Genomic DNA, 22,423 nt, shown 5'->3' on the forward strand with positions numbered 1-22,423 from the left:
CCTTGTTAACCCGTTTACTGCCCGCTCAGCACCCTCGCCGGATCGATATTGCTGGCGCGTCGCGCCGGATACCAGCTCGCCACCAGACTCAGTAGCAGCGCAGTGGTCAGCACGTACACCACGTCCAGAACGTGCAGTTCCGATGGCAGGAAATCGATAAAGTAGATATCACCGGACAAGAACTGATGACCGATAATCTTTTCAATCAGGCTGATAATCGACGTTAATTGCAATGCGGCAACCACACCGATCACCGCGCCAATCACACTGCCCAGCAGCCCTGCCAGCAGTCCATACCAGACAAAGATGGCACGAATCAGACCGTCTTTCGCTCCCAGCGTACGCAACACGGCGATATCGCTGCTCTTGTCTTTCACCGCCATCACCAGGGTAGAGACAATATTGAAACAGGCAACGCCAATCACCAGCACCATCGCCAGATACATAATGGCGCGGATCATCTGGATATCGCGATACATATAACCGTACTTGCCGATCCAGCTTTTGATATAGACGTAACTGTTGGTGACTTCACCCGCATTACGCACAAGCTGATTCGCGTTAAAGACATCGTTTACCTTAATAGCAATACCGGTCACGCTGCTACCCATGTCCAGATATTGCTGAGCATCTTCCATCGGGACCATGGCAAACGCATGATCAAGCTGACCACTCAGTTGCAGCACGCCCGTCACATGCAGTCTGACACGCTTTGGTTGCAGCAGTTTATGATCGGTGTCGGAGTTAGGGATCATGATCGAAACCCAGTCATCCTGCTTCACGTTCAGCGCATCCGCCACGCCTTTTCCGAGGATAATTTGTTGCTCACCTGGTTTGAACGCACGCCAGGCATCAGCCTGAATAAAGCTCGGTAGTGCGCTCAGGCGTGACTCCTGCTCAGGGTTAACCCCCTTCACCTGGATTGCACGCAGGTTGCTACCGCTCTCTACCAGCCCGGTGAAATTAACGTACGGTGCCGCCGCAACGATACCTGGCACTTTTTCGACTTTAGTCAGAGCCTCGTTCCAGTTGTTCCACGGCTGGTTAACCGGCTCAATTTCACCGTGAGGTACCACCAGCGAGGATGCGGTTATTCAACTCGCGCTCAAAGCCGTTCATGGCACTCAAGCCCACGATTAACACCGCCACGCCCAGCGCAATGCCAACCGTAGAGATAATGGAGATCAGAGAGACCATGCCGCTACGGCGACGCCCCCGGCTGAAGCGCAGGGCAATCAGTAAGGACAACGATGAGGACATTACTCCGCCCCCATCAGGGTCAGGTCAGTGGTCAGGCGGCCGTCGCGCATCTCAAGCTGGCGAGTCATGCGTTTTGCCAGTTGCAGGTCATGGGTCACCACCAGGAAAGCGGTCCCCTGAGATTGGTTCAGCTCGCCCAGTAACTGGAAAATGCTGTCGGCATTGCGGGCATCCAGGTTACCGGTCGGTTCGTCCGCCAGCACCAGACGAGGATTATTGACCAGTGCACGGGCAATCGCCACACGCTGACGTTCCCCGCCAGAGAGTTCCGATGGGCGGTGGCTCGCACGGTGTTCAAGCCCGACTGAGCGCAGCATTTCGCGGGCGCGGGCATCGATTTCAGCCGGTTTATGCTTGCCAATCAGCAGCGGCATGGCGACGTTTTCCAGCGCGGTGAAGTCCGGCAGCAGGTGGTGGAACTGGTAGATAAAGCCCAGTTCGCGGTTACGCAGGTCGGCTTTCGCTGCAGATGAGAGTTTGCTCATCGACTGGTTATCAAATACCACGTCGCCAGAAGTCGGCGTATCCAGCCCGCCGAGCAGATGCAGCAGCGTACTTTTCCCGGAACCCGAGGTGCCGACAATGGCCAGCATTTCCCCCTGCCCTACGCTGAAAGTGACGTCATGCAACACGTCAGTGTGCATATTGCCTTCCTGATAGCGTTTGCACAGGTTGTCGCATTGCAACAGGATCTTATTCATAACGTAAAGCCTCAGCGGGTTGGGTGGCGGCAGCGCGCCAGGAAGGATAAAGCGTAGAAAGCAGCGCAATGGCCATTGCCACCAGCGCAATCACCACGACCTGTAGCGGGTCGATGGCCACCGGTAACGCCGCGCCGTCGAGCAGCGCGCCGATAATCGGCATCAAATTATTCAACTGGCTGGCCAGCAGCACACCCAGCACGGCACCGAGCAGCGCGCCGATGATGCCCGCACTGGCCCCTTGCACCATAAAGACCGCCATGATCTGACGCGGCGTTAAGCCCTGGGTTTGCAGAATAGCCACTTCACCCTGCTTCTCCATCACCATCAGGCCCAGCGAGGTAATGATATTAAACGCAGCAACGGCAACAATCAGGCTTAACAACAGCCCCATCATGTTCTTCTCCATGCGCACCGCCTGGAAAAGCTCGCCTTTACGGTCACGCCAGTCCTGCCATTTTGTGCCCTGCGGCAGTGTTTGCTGACTCAGCACATCGACCTGCAGCGGCGCATCCAGCCACAGACGCCAGCCGGTGATGTTCCCGGCCGGGTAGCGCAGTAAGCGAGATGCATCCTGAATATTGACCAGCATCTGGTAGTCGTCCACTTCACTGCTCGCCGCGAAAGTACCCACCACGTTAAACAGACGTTGACTCGGCAAGCGCCCCATCGGGGTGAACTGACTGGCTGAAGGAACCATCACGCGGATTTGATCGCCCCGGTTCACGCCAAGCTGCCCGGCCAGTCCTTCACCGATGATGACATTGTACTGGCCCGCCTCGAGCGCGGACTGCTGCACATTCACCAGGTAAGGCGTCAGGGGATCTTTTTGCGCCGGATCGATACCGAGCATCACTCCCACAGCGACACTGCGTGCGCTTTGCAGCACCACATCCCCAGTACTGAGCGGCGCAACGCGGTTAACGCCCTGTAATTTCAGCGCACTGGCGGGAAGTTGCTGCGGGTTAATTGATCCATTCTGCGCTGAGATAACAGCTTGCGGCATCAGGCCCAGAATGTTGTTTTGCAGTTCTCGCTCAAAGCCGTTCATGACCGAAAGTACGGTCACCAGCGCCATCACGCCAAGCGTAATGCCGATAGTCGACAGCCAGGAAACGAAGCGACCGAAGCGGTCGGCTGCACGCCCACGCATGTAGCGCAGGCCGATAAAGAGAGTGACAGGTTGGTACATGAAATCCGTCTGATTGCTGGTAGCAGACTCAGGAGTATATAAGCGAAAGCAGGGAGCGTAAATGAGCGAAACCGTAAGCGAACTTCTCAAAGCCCGGGAAAAAATCCGAGAAATCAATTTGCTATTCATTCACAAACCAAGCGGGTCTAATCCGACACACCCAATTTCCACGGTAACGAACCTGATCTTAATCCGAAAAAAGTGAAATGCAGACTGTTTCCCATTACATCGTGCCGTATGGCTACCAGGATTAACGGCCACACTTTGGCAACGAAAATGGCACGTCATGATGAAAAAAAAGACACTCTGGATTAATCAGATCAAGGGGTTATGTATCTGTCTCGTGGTTATCTACCACTCGGTCATTACCTTCTATCCCCACCTTAACGCTTTTGCTCACCCCTGGTCGCAAACCCTTTCGAAGTGCTGGATTTACTTCAATCTCTACCTTGCACCGTTTCGCATGCCGGTGTTCTTTTTTATCTCCGGTTTCCTGATCCGCCGCTACATCGCTGACGTCCCGTGGAAGGAGACGCTCGATAAGCGTATCTGGCAGATTTTTTATGTGCTGGCACTCTGGGGGATCCTGCAGTGGCTGGCACTGAGCCAGATTAATGCCTGGCTTGCGCCTGAGCGTGATTTGAGCAACGCTGCCAATGCCGCCTACGCCGATAATATCAGCGAGTTTCTGCAGGGTATGCTCACCGCCAGCACCAGTCTCTGGTATCTCTATGCGCTGGTGGTGTATTTCATCGTCTGTAAGTTCGTCCACCGGTGGGCCATGTTCGCCCTGATGGCTATGGGGCTGATGAGCATCGCCATCAACTTCCTGCCGACGCCGTGGTGGGGCATGAACAGCGTGCTGCGTAACATGATTTATTACAGCCTGGGTGCCTGGTACGGCGCGGCAATCATGGAGGCGGTCAAGACCGTTCCCCTGCGTCGTTATCTGCTACTGATTATTCCGGGTCTGCTGGCAGCCGTCGTCCTGTGGTTCCTCAATGTTCCGCTGTTGCTGAGCCTGTTTTCGGTCGTCGGGATCCTGCGTCTTTTTTACACTATCGAGGCGCGTTTTGGGGCCAGCGAAAGCTCGCTACTCAATGTGGTGGGCACGAATACGCTCGCGATTTACACCACCCATCGCATTTTAATTGAGGCACTGAGTCTGTCGTTACTGGCACCGCTTAATGCCGGACGCTGGTCCGAAACGGCAGAGCTGGCACTGCTGCTGACCTACCCGTTCCTGAGCCTCGCGGCCTGTACGCTGGTGGGACTGGGCGTGCGCAAGCTCTCAGCCCTGCTGTTTGCCGATCTTTTTTTCACGCCGCCGACAAGGCTCCACCCTGCCCCGTCCTCGCGCTAAAGCGATGCGATAAGGTTGGCGAATAAAGCACAATCGCGGATAATAAAGGGATTGCGTATCAGTGATATGCCCCCATAACAGGGGCATACATTCAAGAGATCCTGACTCTATCTATGCCTGAACACTATCGTTATTCCCTGCCCGTGAAGGCCGGCGACAACCGTCAGCTTGGCGACCTGACTGGCTCTGCGTGTGCCACCGAAGTCGCTGAAATCGTCGCGCGCCACAATGGCCCGGTGGTATTAATTGCCCCGGATATGCAAAATGCCCTGCGTTTACAGGACGAAGTTGCCCAGTTTACTCAAAGCAACGTGATTAACCTTGCTGACTGGGAAACGTTGCCCTACGACAGTTTCTCGCCACACCAGGAGATCATCTCTTCGCGTCTGTCGACACTTTATCAGTTGCCCACGCTGAAACAGGGCGTCCTGATAGTGTCGGTGAACACCTTGATGCAACGCGTCTGTCCCCATAGCTATCTGCATGGCCACGCGCTGGTGATGAAAAAGGGCCAGCGTTTGTCGCGCGATGCCCTGAGAGCGCAGCTTGACAGCGCCGGTTATCGTCATGTCGATCAGGTGATGGAGCACGGTGAATATGCCACCCGTGGTGCGCTGCTGGATCTCTTCCCGATGGGCAGTACTCAGCCTTATCGTCTTGACTTCTTTGATGATGAAATCGATAGCCTGCGCCTGTTTGATGCCGATACCCAGCGCACGCTGGAAGAGGTCGAGGCCATCAATCTGCTTCCGGCACATGAATTCCCGACGGATAAAACCGCGATCGAACTGTTCAGAAGCCAGTGGCGCGATAAGTTTGATGTTAAACGCGATGCTGAACATATTTATCAGCAGGTCAGTAAAGGCACCTTGCCCACCGGGATCGAATACTGGCAGCCGCTGTTCTTTAGCGAACCCCTGCCCGCGCTGTTCAGCTACTTCCCGGCCAATACACTGCTGATCAACACCGGCAATCTGGAAGCCAGTGCAGAACGTTTTAGCCAGGAAACCCAGGCGCGTTTTGAAAACCGTGGCGTTGATCCGATGCGTCCGCTGCTTCCTCCTGAGCAACTCTGGCTGCGGGTCGAGGAGCTTTTCAGCGAGCTTAAGAACTGGCCGCGTGTGCAGTTAAAAACCGAGCACCTGACCGACAAAGCCGCGCACACCAACCTCGGCTACCAGCCGCTACCGGACCTGGCGGTGCAGGCGCAAAATAAATCGCCACTCGATAATCTGCGTAAGTTCCTCGAAGCCTTCACCGGGCCGGTTATCTTCTCCGTTGAGAGCGAAGGCCGCCGCGAAGCGCTGGGGGAACTGCTGGCGCGCATCAAGGTCTCGCCAAAGCAAATTGTCCAGCTTGATGACGCTGAAAAAGCAGGACGTTTCCTGATGATTGGCGCGGCAGAACATGGTTTCGTTGATACGCTGCGTAACCGTGCGCTGATTTGTGAAAGTGACCTGTTGGGCGAACGTGTCGCCCGTCGTCGTCAGGACAGTCGCCGCACGATTAACCCGGATACGTTAATTCGAAACCTTGCCGAACTGCATACCGGTCAACCGGTGGTGCATCTGGAGCATGGCGTCGGGCGTTATGCGGGCATGACTACGCTGGAAGCAGGTGGCATCAAAGGCGAATACCTGATGCTCACCTATGCCGGTGATGCCAAACTTTATGTGCCCGTCTCATCGCTGCATCTTATCAGCCGCTATGCCGGTGGCGCGGAAGAGAACGCGCCGCTGCATAAACTGGGCAGTGACGCCTGGTCGCGCGCCCGTCAGAAAGCGGCGGAAAAAGTCCGCGATGTGGCGGCAGAATTGCTGGATATCTACGCCCAGCGTGCGGCAAAAACCGGCTTTGCGTTCAAACATGACAGAGAGCAGTATCAGCTTTTCTGCGACAGTTTCCCGTTCGAAACCACCGTAGATCAGGCGCAGGCCATCAATGCGGTGCTGAGTGATATGTGTCAGCCGCTGGCAATGGACCGACTGGTGTGTGGCGACGTGGGCTTTGGTAAAACCGAAGTCGCGATGCGTGCCGCTTTCCTGGCGGTTGAGAACAATAAACAGGTTGCCGTCCTGGTGCCGACCACGCTGCTGGCGCAGCAGCATTTCGATAACTTCCGTGACCGTTTTGCCAACTGGCCGGTACGCATTGAAATGCTCTCCCGTTTCCGCAGCGCCAAAGAGCAAACACAAATTCTTGAACAGGCCGCCGAAGGCAAAATCGACATTCTGATCGGCACTCATAAGCTGCTGCAAAGCGATGTGAAGCTCAAGGATTTGGGTCTACTCGTGGTCGATGAAGAGCACCGTTTTGGCGTACGTCACAAAGAGCGAATCAAAGCGATGCGTGCCGATGTCGATATCCTGACGCTGACTGCAACACCGATTCCGCGTACGCTCAACATGGCGATGAGCGGCATGCGTGACCTGTCGATAATTGCCACTCCTCCTGCTCGTCGTCTGGCGGTGAAAACCTTTGTTCGCCAGTATGACAGCCTGGTGGTGCGCGAGGCGATTTTGCGTGAAGTGCTGCGTGGTGGTCAGGTTTACTACTTATATAACGACGTCGAAAACATCCAGAAAGCCGCCGACAGGCTGGCGGAGCTGGTGCCGGAAGCGCGTATCACCATTGGTCACGGTCAGATGCGCGAGCGCGAACTGGAACGGGTGATGAACGATTTCCACCATCAGCGTTTCAACGTGCTGGTGTGTACCACGATCATTGAAACCGGTATCGATATTCCAACCGCTAACACCATCATTATTGAACGGGCCGATCACTTCGGTCTGGCGCAATTGCACCAGTTACGTGGTCGTGTGGGCCGTTCACATCATCAGGCCTATGCGTGGTTGTTAACGCCACACCCGAAAGCAATGTCCACTGATGCGCAAAAACGTCTGGAAGCCATTGCTTCTCTGGAAGATTTGGGTGCCGGGTTTGCGCTGGCGACTCATGACCTTGAGATCCGTGGTGCGGGTGAGCTATTGGGCGAAGATCAAAGCGGATCGATGGAAACGATAGGATTCTCGCTCTACATGGAGCTGCTGGAAAGCGCCGTTGATGCACTGAAGGCCGGCCGCGAGCCGTCGCTGGAAGATCTGACCAGTCAGCAGACGGAGGTTGAACTGCGTATGCCGTCGCTGCTGCCGGATGACTTTATCCCGGATGTGAACACCCGCCTCTCCTTCTATAAACGCATCGCCAGTGCGAAAACGGAAAATGAGCTGGATGAGATCAAAGTGGAACTGATTGACCGCTTTGGTCTGCTGCCGGACGCGGCCCGCACACTGCTGGATATCGCCAGATTGCGTCAGCAGGCACAGAAACTGGGGATCCGTAAGCTTGAAGGCAATGAGAAAGGCGGCAGCATTGAATTCAACGAGAAAAATCATGTTAACCCGGCGTGGCTGATTGGTCTGCTGCAAAAACAACCTCAGCACTTCCGGCTTGATGGCCCTACGCGCCTGAAGTTCTTCCAGGAGTTGACCGAGCGCAAAACCCGCATGGAGTGGGTGCGCAACTTTATGCTGCAACTGGAGCAGAACGCCGTGGCGTAAACGCTGACCGGGTCGGCGCACTCGCCGATCCGGTTTTCTTCCGGGTCATATTTACAAACACTTTGCACTCGTCCAGGACTTCCCGACACTTCCCCCACCCATAATTCCATAACAATGCTGTATAAAAATAACCTTATGATTTGCATGGATTATGATCATGATAAAAAACCCCCGCTTTGTGCTCTGGGCACTGCTGATTTCTGTGGTACTGGTGCTCCCGGCCAGAGCCAATACCTGGCCCCTTCCCCCTGCTGGTAGCCGCGTCGTCGGTGAAAACCGTTATCACGTGGTTGAGAACGACGGAGGGTCACTGGAGGCTATCGCTAAAAAATATAACGTCGGTTTTCTGGCATTGTTGCAGGCAAACCCCGGCGTTGATGCTTACGTGCCCCGCGCTGGCAGCGTGCTGACCATCCCACTACAAACTCTGCTGCCCGACGCGCCGCGTCAGGGAATTGTGATTAACCTGGCCGAACTGCGTCTCTATTACTATCCGCCAGGAAAAAATGAAGTCACCGTCTACCCTATCGGCATCGGTCAACTGGACAGCGACACCCTCACCCCCACCATGGTGACTACCGTTTCCGATAAGCGAGCCAATCCAACCTGGACGCCAACGGCGAATATCCGCGCACGCTACAAAGCACAAGGAATCGATTTACCCGCCGTTGTGCCCGCAGGCCCGGACAATCCCATGGGCCATCACGCTATTCGTTTGGCCGCTTACGGCGGTGTCTATTTGATTCACGGCACAAACGCGGATTTTGGTATTGGTATGCGAGTGAGTTCAGGCTGTATCCGCCTGCGCGATAACGACATTCTGGCTCTGTTCAGCGTCATTACGCCGGGCACGCGGGTCAACATTATCAATACACCAATTAAAGCCTCTGTCGAGCCTGACGGCCGTCGTCTGTTGGAAGTGCATCAGCCGTTATCAAAATCCATTGATGACGATCCACAGCAGTTACCCATCTTGCTGAACCCGGCGATGCAGACCTTCAGGGACTCACCGCAAAGCGCCACCGACGTTTTTGAACATGCTATTGAGCTTCGCTCGGGTATGCCGGTCGATGTGAGCCAGCATGACGCACCGCTTGCACAAACACTGTAGGCCGGAAAAGCAAAAAGCCCCGTTTCTCAACGGGGCTTTTTGTATTGCAGTGGCAGAGAGCTAACTCAGGGTGATTATTTGTAGAGAACCGCTGTACCGTGCAGTTTGTCAGAACCGGTTACAGAGGTAATACGGAAAGACGTTGCACCGGATGCTTCAGCTTTCTGTGCCAGTTTGTGTTCAACAGAAGACAGGTTATCCCCCGCAGTGATCCCGATGGAACCCATTTCCTGCTGACCAGCAGGTGCAGACTGCACTTCAACAGCAGCAAAGCTTGCGAAAGAAAGTGAACTGAGGACAGCGGCTGCAATCAATGTTTTAACGTTTTTCATGATTAGATTCTCTTGGCAGATGATTAATAGGGTCGTTAATGTTTATTTACTTAACGATCGATAATCAAACTATAAGTGTGATCTACGTCACTCGTCAATGTATTTTTATAATGAATGTTATTTAATTAAACAAATCCATATTTATCATAAAGATAGAATTTATTAATTTGTGCTATTTGCTGCTGGTTTATCTGAGCGTTTATTTTTATAATGACTGCTCAACAAACCAACAAGGTTGAACGGCATATGACCATTGAAGTCAGCAGTTGTGTAAAAAAAAGCCGTGGCCGACCGAAAGTGTTCGACAGGGAAGCGGCGCTCGACAAAGCCATGACGCTCTTTTGGCAGCATGGCTATGAAGCCACATCATTATCCGATCTCGTAGAGGCCACCGGGGCGAAGGCGCCTACCCTCTATGCAGAGTTCATTAATAAAGAAGGATTGTTTCGGGCCGTGCTGGACAGATACATCGCCCGATTCGCAGCACAGCACGAAGCGCAGCTGCTTTGCGAGGAGAAACCCGTTGTTCAGGCGTTAGAAGATTACTTTACGGCGGTGGCAAGCTGTTTCACCAGCAAGGATACCCCCGCGGGCTGTTTTCTGATTAACACCTCGGCGACCCTTGCCGCTTCCTCGCATGCTATCGCTGAGACCATCAAGTCGCGACATGCCAGGCAGGAGCAACTTTTGCTGCAATTCCTGCTTTTGCGTCAACAACGCGGTGAAATTCACGCGGGCGTGAATACGCAGACGGTCGCTGAGTTCCTGAGCTGTATTCTGCAGGGGATGTCTATCAGCGCACGCGAAGGTGCCAGTTGCGACAAGCTGCTGCAAGTCGTACGCACCACAATGCGGCTATGGCCGACGCTAGTCGCAAACTAACCGGTCTCATCATCAAGCCAAAGCTATCGTTTTCACCTATTGGATTAATAGGTGAAAACGTCATGCCACCTATACCGCTTTGCTAAGATTAAACAGTGATTATTGCCCTGCTAACCATTACAGGTGCAAGTGAAATGATAAACGTCATGATGACGTACAGCACGACTCTTATTGCTTCAACTTTTCGCGCTAATTGGCTGTTTCCGATGGATTTGAGTACATTCATTGACTGGACACATGCAGAAGGAAAAACGAGATGATTTTGCTATTACCATTCCTTAAAGTGCTAATAGTAATAACATTGTTATTTGGCCTCTGGGTTTTATGTGGTGGCTCCGTTTTATTCGCTTTTCTCTCCATTCTGATTACCGGTTTTTTGGTCATCCGCCAGCAGGACCTGATTTGAACCTTAAAAAACCTTATTTATTAAGGACTTTTCTATAAAAAAGGCCCCTCAGCCTGAGCAATTGAGGAGCCAATAGGTACAGTACTGCTGTTTTAGGCTTTGTTATTCAAAACAAGCTGGCCGTTACTATCCAGTGGGATTTGTGTCCCTGGATCGCTGTTCATGCGGATCTTGCCCTGCTGGTCACCGATTTTGTAAGTCACGTCGTAACCGAGCATTTTTTCTGATTTGTCATACACGGTGCTACAGCGCTGCTGGTTAGTGGTGTAGGTGTCACGGGACTGCATTTCGCCCTGCACCTGGTTACCAGCATAGCCACCGCCTAACGCACCCACGACAGTCGCAACGTCTTTCCCGCGTCCACCACCGAACTGATGGCCCAATACGCCACCAGCAACGGCACCCAGTACAGAACCGGTAATACGGTTTTCGTCCTGTACCGGACGACGGTGGGTCACAGTGACGTTACGGCATTCCTGACGGGGTGTTTTGATTGACTCTTTAATTGGCGTGGCAGAGATGACCTGCGCATACTGAGGACCACGGTCAAACACATTCATGCTGGCAACCGCGGCTACACCCAGCGCAGCGGCCACGCCAATACCGATACCCGCTAACATTGATTTATTCACAGGATTTCCTCCCCTGGTTTGCTATTGGTAACAATTTTGCAACCTGTAAAAGGGGAAGCCAATCGGAAAGAGCGGAAAAAAGGAGGATTGTGAAGGAAACAGGAGGGATTCAGAGTTATCCGAGCAGATACGCACTTGCAGGACTGAGGAATAACTGCTCTCCCACCAGACGTGCGGGAGAGCGGAAAGGAGGATTAGTGCAGTTTCAGACGTGGACGAATCACACGGTTAATACTGCCTACAACCATCATCAGACCCGTTTTAAAGTAACCGTGCAGCGCCACCTGGTGCATACGGTACAGGGAGATGTAGACGAAGCGTGCAATGCGCCCTTCAATCATCATCGAGCCCCGCATCAGGTTACCCATCAGGCTACCCACCGTGGAGAAGTTCGACAGGGATACCAGCGAGCCATGATCTTTGTAGGTGTACGTTTTCAGCGCCTTACCCTTGGCCTGTGCCAGAATGTTGTGCAGTGCCAGACTCGCCATCTGGTGTGCGGCTTGTGCACGTGGCGGCACAAATCCACCTTCAGGACGAGCACAAGAAGCACAGTCTCCGATAGCATAGATGTCCGGATCGCGTGTGGTCTGCAACGTCGGTTCTACCACCAGCTGATTAATGCGGTTGGTTTCCAGTCCACCAATTTCTTTCATAAAATCGGGGGCTTTGATACCTGCCGCCCAGACCATCAGATCGGCCTTGATGTATTCGCCGTCTTTGGTATGCAGGCCACCTTCGTCTGCGCTGGTGACCATGGTTTGCGTCAGAACGCGCACACCCATTTTGGTCAACTCGCTGTGTGCCGCACCGGAAATACGCGGCGGCAGTGCAGGAAGAATACGTTCGCCCGCTTCGACCAGCGTCACGTTCAGCGCTTCATTGGTGAGCCCTTTGTATCCATAACTGTGCAGCTGTTTAACCGCATTGTGCAGTTCTGCAGACAGCTCAACACCTGTTGCGCCACCACCGACAATAGCAATGTTCACTTTGCCGTTCGCACCGAGATTCGCGGAATATTTCAGGAACAGATTCAGCATTTCCTGGTGGAAACGACGCGCCTGATGCGGGTTGTCGAGGAAAATGCAGTGCTCTTTCACGCCAGGGGTATTGAAATCATTCGAGGTACTGCCGAGTGCCATGATAAGGGTGTCATACGCCAGCTTACGCTCAGGCACCAGTAACTCGCCCTTCTCGTCACGTAATTCCGCCAGGCTAATGGTTTTGCTTTCACGGTTAATATCGACCACGGACCCCAACTGGAACTGGAAATGGTGGTTGCGCGCGTGTGCCAGATAGCTCAGAGCATCAACACCTTCGTCCAGGGAACCGGTCGCCACTTCATGCAACAGTGGTTTCCATAAATGACTGTGATTACGATCTACCAGCGTAATTTTTGCCTTCTTGCCCCGACCCAGTTTTTTACCCAACTGCGTTGCCAGTTCAAGCCCGCCAGCACCACCGCCAACAATCACAATTTTTTTCAATGGTGTAGTCAACGTGACCCCCTCAAATTATTAACCAATTGTTAATTAAAAGTTATTAAAATAACACTTAATTAACAACAAGTTACAAGGCGAATACCTCTTTGGTGCAGTGAGAATAACATGTTCGGTGCATTGGTCATACCAAAATTGATATGCATCAAGTTTTGATGACTAAAAGTTGAACAAGTGTAGTCTCATCACGAAAAGTATGAGGTAAAAGAAGCCGATGAGGCCGAAAGAAAAAGAGAGCCCGGCAGTGCCGGGCTGAGGTCTTAACCGAGGGATTTAAACGCTTTAATACGTTGCAAATGCGGCGAGATACTTTTGAATTTGTGCGACTGAACTTCGTCCCAGACCACTTCATAGAAGTGGTGCAGCACATCTGAAGAACGCTGGCTGTCCAGCGCCTCATCGTTGCGGGACAGAATGGCCAGACAACGGTCACGATTCTTTTCACGAAAATTGGTGACGCACTTGGTAGCGATATCCACATACTCTTCCGGTCGGTCGATCTTGCCTTCCATGTTTTCGAATGGGAAAAGGTTCGGGTTAAACATCACCTGGCGGATATCGCATAGAAAACCAATACGCTCAGCCCAAAAGCCGCCGAGACCGACACCACAAATCAATGGGCGGTCATCAACATTCAGTTGCAGCATCTTGTCGACCTCTTTGAGCAGATGCTGCATATCATGTTTCGGATGCCGCGTACTGTAGCTGATCAACCGAACATCTGGATCGATAAACTGCAACTGCAGTACTTTTTCATGATTACCTGGACTGTTTGAGTCAAAACCGTGCAAATAGATGATCACTGTACCTCACCCCCGGGCCAACGCCCCGTCCGTTAAAGGTCACTGAGCGGCTTTATGGGCCAGCCAACGCTCGTGAAGCTGCTCCAGCTCACTGTTGACCGCCTTCCAGCGCGAGGAACTCAGCAATTCCTGACGAGAAAATGAACCTTTATGATACAATTTCGTAACACGTTCCGCTTTGATCGGCGACAGGTTATCTAACACACTGACAGCGCCCTTTCGATTATTGCAGACCAGGATCATATCGCAACCGGCATCCAGAGACGCCTGTCCTCGCTCCGCATAACTGCCCATAATCGCGGCCCCTTCCATCGATAAATCATCCGAGAAGATGACGCCATCAAAGCCCAGTTCCCCCCGCAACACAGTTTTCAGCCAGTAGGGTGAACCGCTTGCCGGACGCGGATCCGCATCGCTGTAAATCACATGAGCGGGCATCACCGCATCCAGCTTGCCCTGCTCGATTAGCGTGCGGAAGACCGCCATATCTTTGCTACGAATATCAATCTGCGGGCGAGGATCATGCGGTGTCTCTTTGTGAGAATCGGCGGTCACCGCACCGTGCCCGGGAAAATGTTTGCCGGTCGTTTTCATGCCTGCGCTGTGCATGCCGTCGATGAAGTGCGTCGCTATCGCCAGCGCTTTGGCCGGATCTTCATGGTAAGAACGCTCACCAATGGCTGCGCTGATATGCCCTACATCCAGCACCGGCGCAAAACTGATATCGATATCCATGGCGATCATTTCGCTGGCCATTAGCCAGCCTGCATCCTTCGCCACGCGTCCACCCTCTTCCAGCCCAAGCAGTTCAGCGAAGGACTGTGCGGCAGGCAAGCGGGTAAAGCCTTCACGAAAACGTTGCACCCGCCCCCCTTCCTGATCGACGGCAACCACCAGACGATGATGAGAAGCCGCACGGATTTGGCGTACCAGTTCGCGTAACTGTTCCGGATCGTGGTAATTACGGGTAAACAGGATCAAGCCGCCCACCAGCGGATGAGCCAGAATTTCACGCTCTTCTGCATCCAGCTCATACCCTTGCACATCTAACATCACCGGACCCACATTGACCTCTCTTCTACTGTTGTTCTTAGCTGATGCCATACCGCATCCGCCAGAGTAATAAATTGTCGTTCGCCACTCTGTTGCCAGCGGCATTCGTACCATCCTGCCATGAGCATCAACACCCAGGGACGCCAGCGCAAAACCTGTCGTTTTAGTGCTTCAGAGTCAAGGGATGCCGCCCGGGCATAGGCGGTGACCAGGCCTTCACGCTGAGTCTCATTGTCCATCCAGACGCTGGCAAGCTCCAGGGCCACATCCCCATCGCCAGCATATTCCCAGTCGATCAGACGCAGACCGCTTTCAGCGTGCACCACATTGCCTGCATGAACATCCATGTGCAATGGGGCCAGCCGTAACGGACCGGGCTCTCTTTGCTTACGCATCTTGCGCAGTTGCTGGAGCCAGAATGGATGACGCCGGGAGGGCGAGCACTCAAGCCAGTACTCTTCAAGCAAGGGCAACAGGGAAATACGCCAGCCAAACAGCGGCTCACGATGTAATGCGCACAGCAGAGAAGCCAGACGGTCAACATCAGGTAATACGTCATTGACATCTCCGTCGATGAACTCAACGGCCATCCAGTTTGCGAACAAGCCATAGGGTCTGGGCGCAAGCCCGACGGGCAGCTTTTTGAGTGCCCGGTACTGGCGTAAAAAAGGGGATGAGGTGGCCTGATGCTTCTGACGAAGCACGATGGAATGATGACCGTCGCTAATCAGAAAACTCCCGCCACTCAGGCCAGCTAACTGGCCTGCGACGGGAGTATAAGCGGGGAAATAGCGTGACAATACATCGTCACGCGTCAGGTTATTGCTGTTGAACGGCACCTTTACCCGACCAGATAATTTCGCCGGTTTGTACCAGCATCAGTTGCATTTGCAGACCCGGTGCCGTCGCACTGCCGTTGGCACTGGAGTAAAGCACATATTGCGCACCAACGTTGCGGGCAATACCTATGGCTTTGCTGCGTGTACCTAAACTGTCCTGTGGGGACAGGCCCAGTTGCTGTTTCGCCACACCGAGCTGCTGTGCGGTCACCAGGGTAAACTTGCTGTTATTTGCCAGCGAATTACGCAAGGCTTCGGTCGCCTCACTGGTGTTAACTGAGCCGTTAGTACGGTTGTTTACGCTATCTACCAGCAGCACACTGCCTGATGCTGCGCCACTGGCCTGCAACATTTTGCCTACCATCGGCTGAATCGCACTGTTCCAGTCATAATGACGCTCACGCGGAGCAGGCTGTGCGGTCTCGTCAGGATGTTCAATCGGGCCCGGCTGTTGCGGGAACGTCGGGACTGTCGGCACCGCGGTGACCGGCGGCTGCGGTTGTTCCGGTGTCGGTTGCTGCGGCGTAGGATTTGCCTGATCAACAGGTGCAGGCTGCTGTTCACCACGCATAATACAACCAGAAAGAACCAGGGCGACCGCCGTAAGCAGCGCATAACGTCCAACTGTCTTAATCAATTTTCACCCCTTATAAATAGAGATACAGTCTGACTTTATGGGCACCCAGAAAATTGGCGCTGCCATAAAGTGTGACTGAGGAATGTGCTGGAATGGTGACACGACGAGGCATCTCAAGTGGGTGCATTTCCAGGCCCCGGGCGTCGTACCAGTAGAAGCGATAGTTTAAGGTTACCGGCTGCGCACGTTCATTATAGAGACGCGATGAGGCCGAAGGCTGTATGTCCCGCGTCGTCAGACTTGGCTCTTCTGCCGTAATCCCCGCGGCCAGGACAGTGGACTCCATCACCAGTGTCTGATCGTTTGCCACCGGAATGGCCGGACGGGAGGAACACCCTACTATCGACATTGCCACCAGCAACAGCATCACGCGTCCTGTAGACATATTATGGGCCTTTATGAGCCAGCATTGGGCCAAGTGGACGACCGCCCACCAGATGCATGTGGATATGCCAGACTTCCTGGCCGCCGTGACGGTTACAGTTCATGATCAAACGGTAGCCATCTTCAGCGATCCCTTCATCGCGCGCAATTTTAGCCGCCACTGTCATCATACGACCAAGCGCCTGCTCGTGTGCTTCCGTAACGTCATTCGCCGTTGGAATGAGAATATTCGGCACAATCAGAACGTGAGTCGGCGCCTGCGGGGAGATATCACGAAAGGCGGTAACAAGTTCATCCTGATAGAGAATGTCCGACGGGATTTCGCGACGGATGATTTTACTGAAAATGGTTTCTTCGGCCATGACGGTTTCCTTTTTATTCGCGAGGGTTATGCATTTTCATTTTTATGCACTCGGCACCCGGCTACGCAGACGTAAGTATGAGCGAGATTCTTCGGCTCTTTCAACTATAACGCTCTTTTTCTTCATTTTTTCCCCAGGGTTGCTGGCGTAATGCGCAATACATTAGCCCCCCTTCTTTAAAACGCTATTTCAGTCATCAATCTTACATCTGTTTACATGTGTATTCCGAATGCGTATATTTCGCATTTGCATTTTCATGCGCGTTTATTACCTAAAAAGAGATAACAGGTCCGACGGCGACAACGTATCGCGGCCAGGACAACTCCGCTAACACACCATTAAGGGTTAATAATGTCTTTCACCACTCATGTCAGAGATGAGCAGCGCAAATTTGCCTGCCCTCCTTCTCTGCTCGCGATGTCCATTGCATTTGCATTAGCACCAGCAGCAAGTTTCGCAGCAACAGCGGCAACCGAGGAGACAGTTGTCGTTGAAGGTAATGCGCTGCAAACCGATACCAGTCAGGATCAGGATTACAGCGTTAAAACCACCACCACTGGTACCAAGCTGCTGCTGGTTCCGCGTGACATCCCGCAGTCGGTGAGTGTTATCAGCCAGCAGCGTATGCAGGATCAGGAACTGAGCACCATTGAAGATGTTCTTTCCAATACGACAGGCGTCAGCGCTGCCCGCATTGACAGCTCGCGTACTAACTTCTTCGCACGTGGTTTCTTCGTCAGCAATTTTGCCTATGAAGACATGCCGACGTTCCTTGATAACCGTTGGAACTTTAACGATACCGCTGGCGATACGGCTATTTTCGACAAGATCGAAGTCGTGCGTGGTGCCGCAGGTCTGATGAGTGGGACAGGTAATCCTTCCGCTTACGTCAACATGGTACGTAAGCATGCGGACAGCAAAGAATTCAAAGGTAATGTTTCCGCTACTTATGGTAGCTGGGATAAACAACGCTACGTGCTCGATCTCCAGGCACCGCTTACCGAATCAGGCAATGTCCGTGGACGTGTAATCGCCGGCTATCAGGACAATGATTCATGGCTTGAGCGTAATCACTACCGTAAGAAATTCATCTCCGGCATCATTGATACCGATATTACTGACTCCACCACACTCTCCCTTGGTTACGACTATCAGGAAAGTGAAGAAGACAGCCCGACCTGGGGTGGTTTCCCCTCGCTCTACAGTGATGGCAGCAAAACCCACTTCCGTCGTGGCTTCAACTCAGCCGCTGACTGGGCCTATTCCAATACCGACTCAACGAAAATCTTTGCCAACCTGACACAGCGCTTCGATAACGGCTGGGAAGCGAAAGTTAACGCAATGCATGCGGAAACCAATTTCGATAGCAAGCTGATGTATATCGATGGCTACCCGGACAAGACTACCGGTCTGTACGATTCTGCTGCATACCAGGGGGCATGGGGCGGATGGAACCGTGGCGAACGTAAACAGGACTCCGTCGATGCCTTCGTACGCGGAGGCTACGATCTGTTTGGCCGCCAGCATGAAGTGATGTTCGGTGGCAGCTACAGTCGTCAGCGCAACAACTATGACAACTCCTACCCTGTAAATGATAACTACGGCCTCATGGATGTGGGCAATATCCATAATTACAACGGCAAAACGCTGGCCGATCCACAATGGTCTGACTGGGCTCTGTATCAACGCGATATCATTCGTCAAAAATCCATTTACTCAGCGACACGCCTGTCCCTTGCCGATCCACTGCACCTTATCCTGGGGGCGCGCTGGACCGAATGGAGTGCTAAGTACAATCTCGAACGCAAACCTGACGAGATCCGCAACGCTAAAGCAGATAAAGTCACCCCGTACGCGGGAATTATCTATGACATTGATGACACCTGGTCTGCTTATGCCAGTTATACTTCAATTTTCCAACCAAGCGGCCAGCGTGACGCCAACAGTGTATTCCTCGATCCGACCACCGGTAAGAGCTACGAAACGGGTGTGAAAGGCGACTGGTTTAACACTCGCCTGACAGCCAGCCTGGCTGTATTCCGCACCGAACAAGATAACGTTGCCGTCTCTACCGGCCAGACGATTCCAAACTCCGGCGGGCAGACTGCATATAAATCGGTAGACGGTACCGTCAGCAAAGGTATTGAATTTGAGCTTAACGGCGCGTTGACCGATAACTGGCAGTTAACCTTCGGCGCAAGTCGTTACATCGCAGAAGCAGGTGATGGTTCTGCAGTTAACCCGGATCAGCCACGTACCACTGCAAAATTATTCACCCGTTATCAGTTGCCAATGTTACCAGACCTGGCTGTGGGCGGCGGCGTTCGTTGGCAGAACAAAACCTGGCAAGAACTGGATAATGGCCCGAACGGTGTTTCACGTATCAACCAGAATGGTTACACCGTGGTTGACCTCTTCACACGTTACCAGGTAACGAAAACCTTCTCCGTTCAGGGGAATATCAACAACCTGTTTGATAAAGAGTACTACGACTACCTGGGCAGCTACGGCGTCTATGGCGCACCACGTAACTTCTCCGTGAGCGCAAACTACAGCTTCTGATTGTAAAATCCGAATCTGATCCAAGCCCGCCAGTTTCTGGTGGGCTTTTTTATTCTCTCCACTCCACCCAGCACTGCTAACCAATGCGACCGCGTTTATCTACTCTGCTGACACAGAGGAACTTGCCCTACGCGGGTTACGGTCGCATACATGCCATTTACAGATGACAGGGTCAATACTGGCACGCAACCGCTCCGCGCGTCAGCATAGTGACTTAACGACAGGACGATGACTTCAGTCTCGCCCACCAGCCCTGTCTTTCACCCAATAAAAAAGGCAGCCTTGCGGCTGCCTCAGTCTCCCCAGACTTTATGGCTTAGTGGCTACGGATGTAGTCATCCATTTCAGTCTTCAGGTTATCGGATTTGGTACCGAAAATTGCCTGAACACCAGAACCAGCCACTACCACACCAGCCGCACCTAATTTTTTCAGGCCAGGCTGGTCGACTTTCGCCACATCGGCCACGCTAACGCGCAGACGAGTGATACAAGCGTCGAGGTTGGTGATGTTCTCTTTACCACCGAAAGCAGCAACCAGTGCCGGAGCCATTTCGCTTGTTGAAGCAGCTTTGGTATCTTCAGACGCGTCTTCACGACCAGGCGTTTTCAGGTCCAGTGCTTTGATCATCACGCGGAACACAACATAGTAAATCGCTGCGTAGCACAGACCGACGATCGGGAACAGCCAGATTTTGCTGCCATTACCGCTCAGTACGATAAAGTCAATCAGGCCGTGAGAGAAGGACGTACCATCACGCATACCCAGCAGGATACAGATAGGGAATGCCAGGCCAGCCAACACTGCATGAATTGCGTACAGGATCGGCGCAACGAACATGAAGGAGAACTCGATCGGCTCGGTGATACCGGTCAGGAACGAGGTCAGCGCTGCGGAGATCATGATACCGCCCACTTTGGCACGGTTCTCTGGTTTAGCAGAGTGCCAGATTGCAATCGCAGCAGCCGGCAGACCGTACATTTTGAACAGGAAGCCGCCTGACAGCTTACCTGCAGTCGGGTCACCCGCCATGTAACGTGGGATATCGCCATGGAAGACCTGACCTGCCGCGTTGGTGAATTCACCAATTTGCATCTGGAAAGGAACGTTCCAGATATGGTGCAGACCAAACGGCACCAGGCAGCGCTCAATGAAGCCATAAATACCGAACGCAACGACCGGGTTCTGATAGGCGGCCCATTGCGAGAAGGTCTGAATAGCTGTACCAATCGGAGGCCAGATAAAGGACAGCACTACGCCGAAGACGATAGCGGTCAGACCGGAGATAATCGGTACAAAGCGCTTGCCAGCGAAGAAGCCCAGGTACTCAGGCAGCTTAATACGGTAGAAACGATTGAACATGTAAGCTGCAATCGCGCCCGCGATGATACCGCCGAGAACCCCGGTATCAGCCAGGTGTTTCGCCGCGATTTCTTCTGCAGGTAAATGCAGCACCAGCGGTGCAACCACAGCCATGGTTTTCACCATAATGCCGTAGGCTACAACGGCAGCAAGACCGGAAACGCCGTCGTTATTAGTGAAGCCAAGCGCAACACCGATAGCGAAAATCAGTGGCATGTTAGCAAAAACGGAACCGCCCGCTTCAGCCATAACATGAGAAACCACTTCTGGCAGCCAGCTGAAGTTTGCAGAACCGACGCCCAGCAGGATACCTGCGATCGGGAGTACGGATACTGGCAGCATCAGCGATTTACCGACCTTCTGCAGGTTAGCAAATGCATTCTTAAACATAATTGAGAGTGCTCCTGAGTATTTGTGCTTTTTTTACGCTTTTTGCGCATTGGCACGGGGGGAGAACCGTGCTGTGGACAGGACATCTAAGTGCCCTTTATTTATTACACAGAGTAAAATAAATAAGCTTTTGTTTGTTTGACGGCTATCACGTTTCAGCTACCGCCTGTCTTAAAACTTTCATAGATTTACAAAAACCATTGCCAAATATGTCAAAAAGAGTATCCACCGCCCTTTTTATGGCGGTGAACTTTACTCTTAATGTCTATTAATTACGAGGACTAAAATAAGCTGAAAATTCAGGCAGATTGGAGGCGGGCGGGGTTAATATGGAACAGCGTCGCAAAATTTTCAGTGGTTTGTTGCGCCAGTTGTTCTACCGATACGCCTTTTAAAACCGCCATGTATTCAGCCACATCCCGAACGTAAGCAGGCTGATTTTCTTTTCCACGATGCGGAACCGGTGCCAGATACGGCGAGTCCGTTTCCACAAGCATTCGATCCAGTGGTATATAGCGCGCAGCGTCGCGCAGCTGTTCAGCATTACGAAATGTCACAATACCGGAAAAGGAGATATAAAAACCGAGATCCAGCAACGCCTTCGCCGTTTCCCTGTCCTCAGTAAAACAGTGTAGTACGCCACCGCATTCAGAAACCTTCTCTTCGCGCAGGATGTCGAGCGTATCCGCACGTGCGTCGCGGGTATGCACGATCACCGGCTTATTTAATTCGCGGCCAATACGAATATGATGGCGGAAAGATTCCTGTTGGCGGTCTTTGGTCTCCGGGGTGTAAAAATAATCCAGCCCCGTTTCGCCCATAGCGACCACGCCAGGTTCAGCAGCCATCCGCAGTAAATCTTCCACATCATATGTTTCATCCTGATTAAGGGGATGCACACCGCAGGAAAAAGCCACATCGTTACGCTCACCCACCAGCTCCCGCATGTTGCGGTAACCCGGTAGAGTTGTCGCTACTGCGAGGAAAAATTTCACGTCACGGGCTGCTGCTTTACTCAGCGCGTCATTGACGTCCGTATGCAGCGCCTGATAGTCCAGGCCATCAAGATGGCAGTGTGAATCGACTAAAAACATA

General features: G+C 52.8%; 18 protein-coding genes and 1 pseudogene. 5 read left to right on the forward strand and 14 right to left on the reverse strand.

What is annotated here, in order from left to right:
• Positions 1 to 14: 14 nt before the first annotated feature.
• From lolE to lolC, 3 genes and pseudogenes are all read right to left on the reverse strand, one after another.
• Positions 15 to 1,260 (reverse strand): annotated as a pseudogene (lolE, locus tag AC5JPW_RS05340) (lipoprotein-releasing ABC transporter permease subunit LolE).
• Positions 1,260 to 1,961, reverse strand: a complete 702-nt coding sequence (gene lolD, locus AC5JPW_RS05345) for a lipoprotein-releasing ABC transporter ATP-binding protein LolD (protein ID WP_494238688.1) — start codon at positions 1,959 to 1,961, stop codon at positions 1,260 to 1,262. Before lolD ends, lolE begins: the two are co-directional and overlap by 1 nt.
• Positions 1,954 to 3,153 (reverse strand): lipoprotein-releasing ABC transporter permease subunit LolC, encoded by a 1,200-nt coding sequence (lolC, locus tag AC5JPW_RS05350; RefSeq protein WP_494238690.1) that lies wholly within the window; start codon positions 3,151 to 3,153, stop codon positions 1,954 to 1,956. The genes lolD and lolC overlap by 8 nt, the downstream gene beginning before the upstream one ends.
• A gap of 289 nt (positions 3,154 to 3,442) precedes the next feature.
• On the opposite strand from lolC, the gene AC5JPW_RS05355 reads away from it, so the two are divergent.
• The 3 genes from AC5JPW_RS05355 (at position 3,443) to ldtC (ending at position 9,187) form a co-directional block, all read left to right on the forward strand.
• Positions 3,443 to 4,516, forward strand: a complete 1,074-nt coding sequence (locus AC5JPW_RS05355) for an acyltransferase family protein (protein ID WP_494241139.1) — start codon at positions 3,443 to 3,445, stop codon at positions 4,514 to 4,516.
• Positions 4,517 to 4,629: 113 nt separating this feature from the next.
• Positions 4,630 to 8,076: a transcription-repair coupling factor gene (gene mfd / locus AC5JPW_RS05360; protein ID WP_494238692.1), complete on the forward strand. Its 3,447-nt coding sequence runs from the start codon at positions 4,630 to 4,632 to the stop codon at positions 8,074 to 8,076.
• Positions 8,077 to 8,233: 157 nt separating this feature from the next.
• Positions 8,234 to 9,187, forward strand: coding sequence for a L,D-transpeptidase LdtC (gene ldtC / locus AC5JPW_RS05365; RefSeq protein WP_494238693.1), 954 nt, complete (start codon positions 8,234 to 8,236; stop codon positions 9,185 to 9,187).
• A 74-nt stretch (positions 9,188 to 9,261) separates the two neighbouring features.
• On the opposite strand, the gene bhsA is transcribed toward ldtC, so the two are convergent.
• The gene (gene bhsA, locus AC5JPW_RS05370; RefSeq protein WP_494238694.1) at positions 9,262 to 9,519 is read right to left on the reverse strand and encodes a multiple stress resistance protein BhsA; all 258 of its coding nucleotides are present in this window, start codon (positions 9,517 to 9,519) and stop codon (positions 9,262 to 9,264) included.
• A gap of 246 nt (positions 9,520 to 9,765) precedes the next feature.
• Here bhsA and AC5JPW_RS05375 point away from each other — a divergent pair, with 246 nt between their 5' ends.
• A complete protein-coding gene (locus AC5JPW_RS05375) occupies positions 9,766 to 10,401 on the forward strand; it encodes a TetR/AcrR family transcriptional regulator (RefSeq protein WP_494238696.1) in 636 nt (211 codons plus the stop codon).
• A 498-nt stretch (positions 10,402 to 10,899) separates the two neighbouring features.
• Here AC5JPW_RS05375 and AC5JPW_RS05380 read toward each other — a convergent pair whose 3' ends face one another.
• The 8 genes from AC5JPW_RS05380 to hinT all read right to left on the reverse strand — a co-directional run bounded on the left by AC5JPW_RS05380 (position 10,900) and on the right by hinT (position 17,016).
• Positions 10,900 to 11,439 (reverse strand): glycine zipper 2TM domain-containing protein, encoded by a 540-nt coding sequence (locus AC5JPW_RS05380; RefSeq protein WP_494238697.1) that lies wholly within the window; start codon positions 11,437 to 11,439, stop codon positions 10,900 to 10,902.
• A gap of 194 nt (positions 11,440 to 11,633) precedes the next feature.
• A complete protein-coding gene (locus AC5JPW_RS05385) occupies positions 11,634 to 12,938 on the reverse strand; it encodes an NAD(P)/FAD-dependent oxidoreductase (protein WP_494238699.1) in 1,305 nt (434 codons plus the stop codon).
• Between the two features lie 260 nt (positions 12,939 to 13,198).
• Entirely contained in the window at positions 13,199 to 13,741 is a 543-nt protein-coding gene (gene ycfP / locus AC5JPW_RS05390) for an alpha/beta hydrolase YcfP (RefSeq protein ID WP_494238700.1), read from the reverse strand.
• A gap of 39 nt (positions 13,742 to 13,780) precedes the next feature.
• Complete coding sequence (gene nagZ, locus AC5JPW_RS05395) at positions 13,781 to 14,806, reverse strand: beta-N-acetylhexosaminidase (protein WP_494241141.1); 1,026 nt, start codon at positions 14,804 to 14,806, stop codon at positions 13,781 to 13,783.
• A complete protein-coding gene (thiK, locus tag AC5JPW_RS05400) occupies positions 14,794 to 15,633 on the reverse strand; it encodes a thiamine kinase (protein ID WP_494238702.1) in 840 nt (279 codons plus the stop codon). Before thiK ends, nagZ begins: the two co-directional genes overlap by 13 nt.
• Positions 15,614 to 16,270, reverse strand: coding sequence for a penicillin-binding protein activator LpoB (gene lpoB, locus AC5JPW_RS05405; protein ID WP_494238703.1), 657 nt, complete (start codon positions 16,268 to 16,270; stop codon positions 15,614 to 15,616). Before lpoB ends, thiK begins: the two co-directional genes overlap by 20 nt.
• Positions 16,271 to 16,280: 10 nt before the next feature.
• Positions 16,281 to 16,655 (reverse strand): YcfL family putative periplasmic lipoprotein, encoded by a 375-nt coding sequence (locus AC5JPW_RS05410; RefSeq protein ID WP_494238705.1) that lies wholly within the window; start codon positions 16,653 to 16,655, stop codon positions 16,281 to 16,283.
• Position 16,656: 1 nt separating this feature from the next.
• A complete protein-coding gene (gene hinT, locus AC5JPW_RS05415) occupies positions 16,657 to 17,016 on the reverse strand; it encodes a purine nucleoside phosphoramidase (RefSeq protein WP_494238707.1) in 360 nt (119 codons plus the stop codon).
• 351 nt (positions 17,017 to 17,367) lie between these two features.
• Here hinT and fhuE point away from each other — a divergent pair, with 351 nt between their 5' ends.
• Positions 17,368 to 19,578 carry a ferric-rhodotorulic acid/ferric-coprogen receptor FhuE gene (fhuE, locus tag AC5JPW_RS05420; RefSeq protein WP_494238709.1) on the forward strand — a complete coding sequence of 737 codons (2,211 nt, stop codon included), beginning with the start codon at positions 17,368 to 17,370 and terminating at the stop codon, positions 19,576 to 19,578.
• A gap of 316 nt (positions 19,579 to 19,894) precedes the next feature.
• Here the strand turns inward: fhuE and ptsG are convergent, their stop codons facing one another.
• A complete protein-coding gene (ptsG, locus tag AC5JPW_RS05425) occupies positions 19,895 to 21,328 on the reverse strand; it encodes a PTS glucose transporter subunit IIBC (protein ID WP_494238711.1) in 1,434 nt (477 codons plus the stop codon).
• Positions 21,329 to 21,627: 299 nt separating this feature from the next.
• Positions 21,628 to 22,422 carry a metal-dependent hydrolase gene (locus tag AC5JPW_RS05430; RefSeq protein WP_494238713.1) on the reverse strand — a complete coding sequence of 265 codons (795 nt, stop codon included), beginning with the start codon at positions 22,420 to 22,422 and terminating at the stop codon, positions 21,628 to 21,630.
• Between the last annotated feature and the right edge of the window lies 1 nt (position 22,423).

Source organism: Phytobacter sp., assembly GCF_059074235.1.

Coding starts and splice junctions, on each gene's coding strand:
- lolD (WP_494238688.1), bottom strand. CDS start 1,961: ATGAATAAGATCCTGTTGCAATGCGACAACCTGTGCAAACGCTATCAG.
- lolC (WP_494238690.1), bottom strand. CDS start 3,153: ATGTACCAACCTGTCACTCTCTTTATCGGCCTGCGCTACATGCGTGGG.
- AC5JPW_RS05355 (WP_494241139.1), top strand. CDS start 3,443: ATGAAAAAAAAGACACTCTGGATTAATCAGATCAAGGGGTTATGTATC.
- mfd (WP_494238692.1), top strand. CDS start 4,630: ATGCCTGAACACTATCGTTATTCCCTGCCCGTGAAGGCCGGCGACAAC.
- ldtC (WP_494238693.1), top strand. CDS start 8,234: ATGATAAAAAACCCCCGCTTTGTGCTCTGGGCACTGCTGATTTCTGTG.
- bhsA (WP_494238694.1), bottom strand. CDS start 9,519: ATGAAAAACGTTAAAACATTGATTGCAGCCGCTGTCCTCAGTTCACTT.
- AC5JPW_RS05375 (WP_494238696.1), top strand. CDS start 9,766: ATGACCATTGAAGTCAGCAGTTGTGTAAAAAAAAGCCGTGGCCGACCG.
- AC5JPW_RS05410 (WP_494238705.1), bottom strand. CDS start 16,655: ATGTCTACAGGACGCGTGATGCTGTTGCTGGTGGCAATGTCGATAGTA.
- hinT (WP_494238707.1), bottom strand. CDS start 17,016: ATGGCCGAAGAAACCATTTTCAGTAAAATCATCCGTCGCGAAATCCCG.
- fhuE (WP_494238709.1), top strand. CDS start 17,368: ATGTCTTTCACCACTCATGTCAGAGATGAGCAGCGCAAATTTGCCTGC.
- ptsG (WP_494238711.1), bottom strand. CDS start 21,328: ATGTTTAAGAATGCATTTGCTAACCTGCAGAAGGTCGGTAAATCGCTG.
- AC5JPW_RS05430 (WP_494238713.1), bottom strand. CDS start 22,422: ATGTTTTTAGTCGATTCACACTGCCATCTTGATGGCCTGGACTATCAG.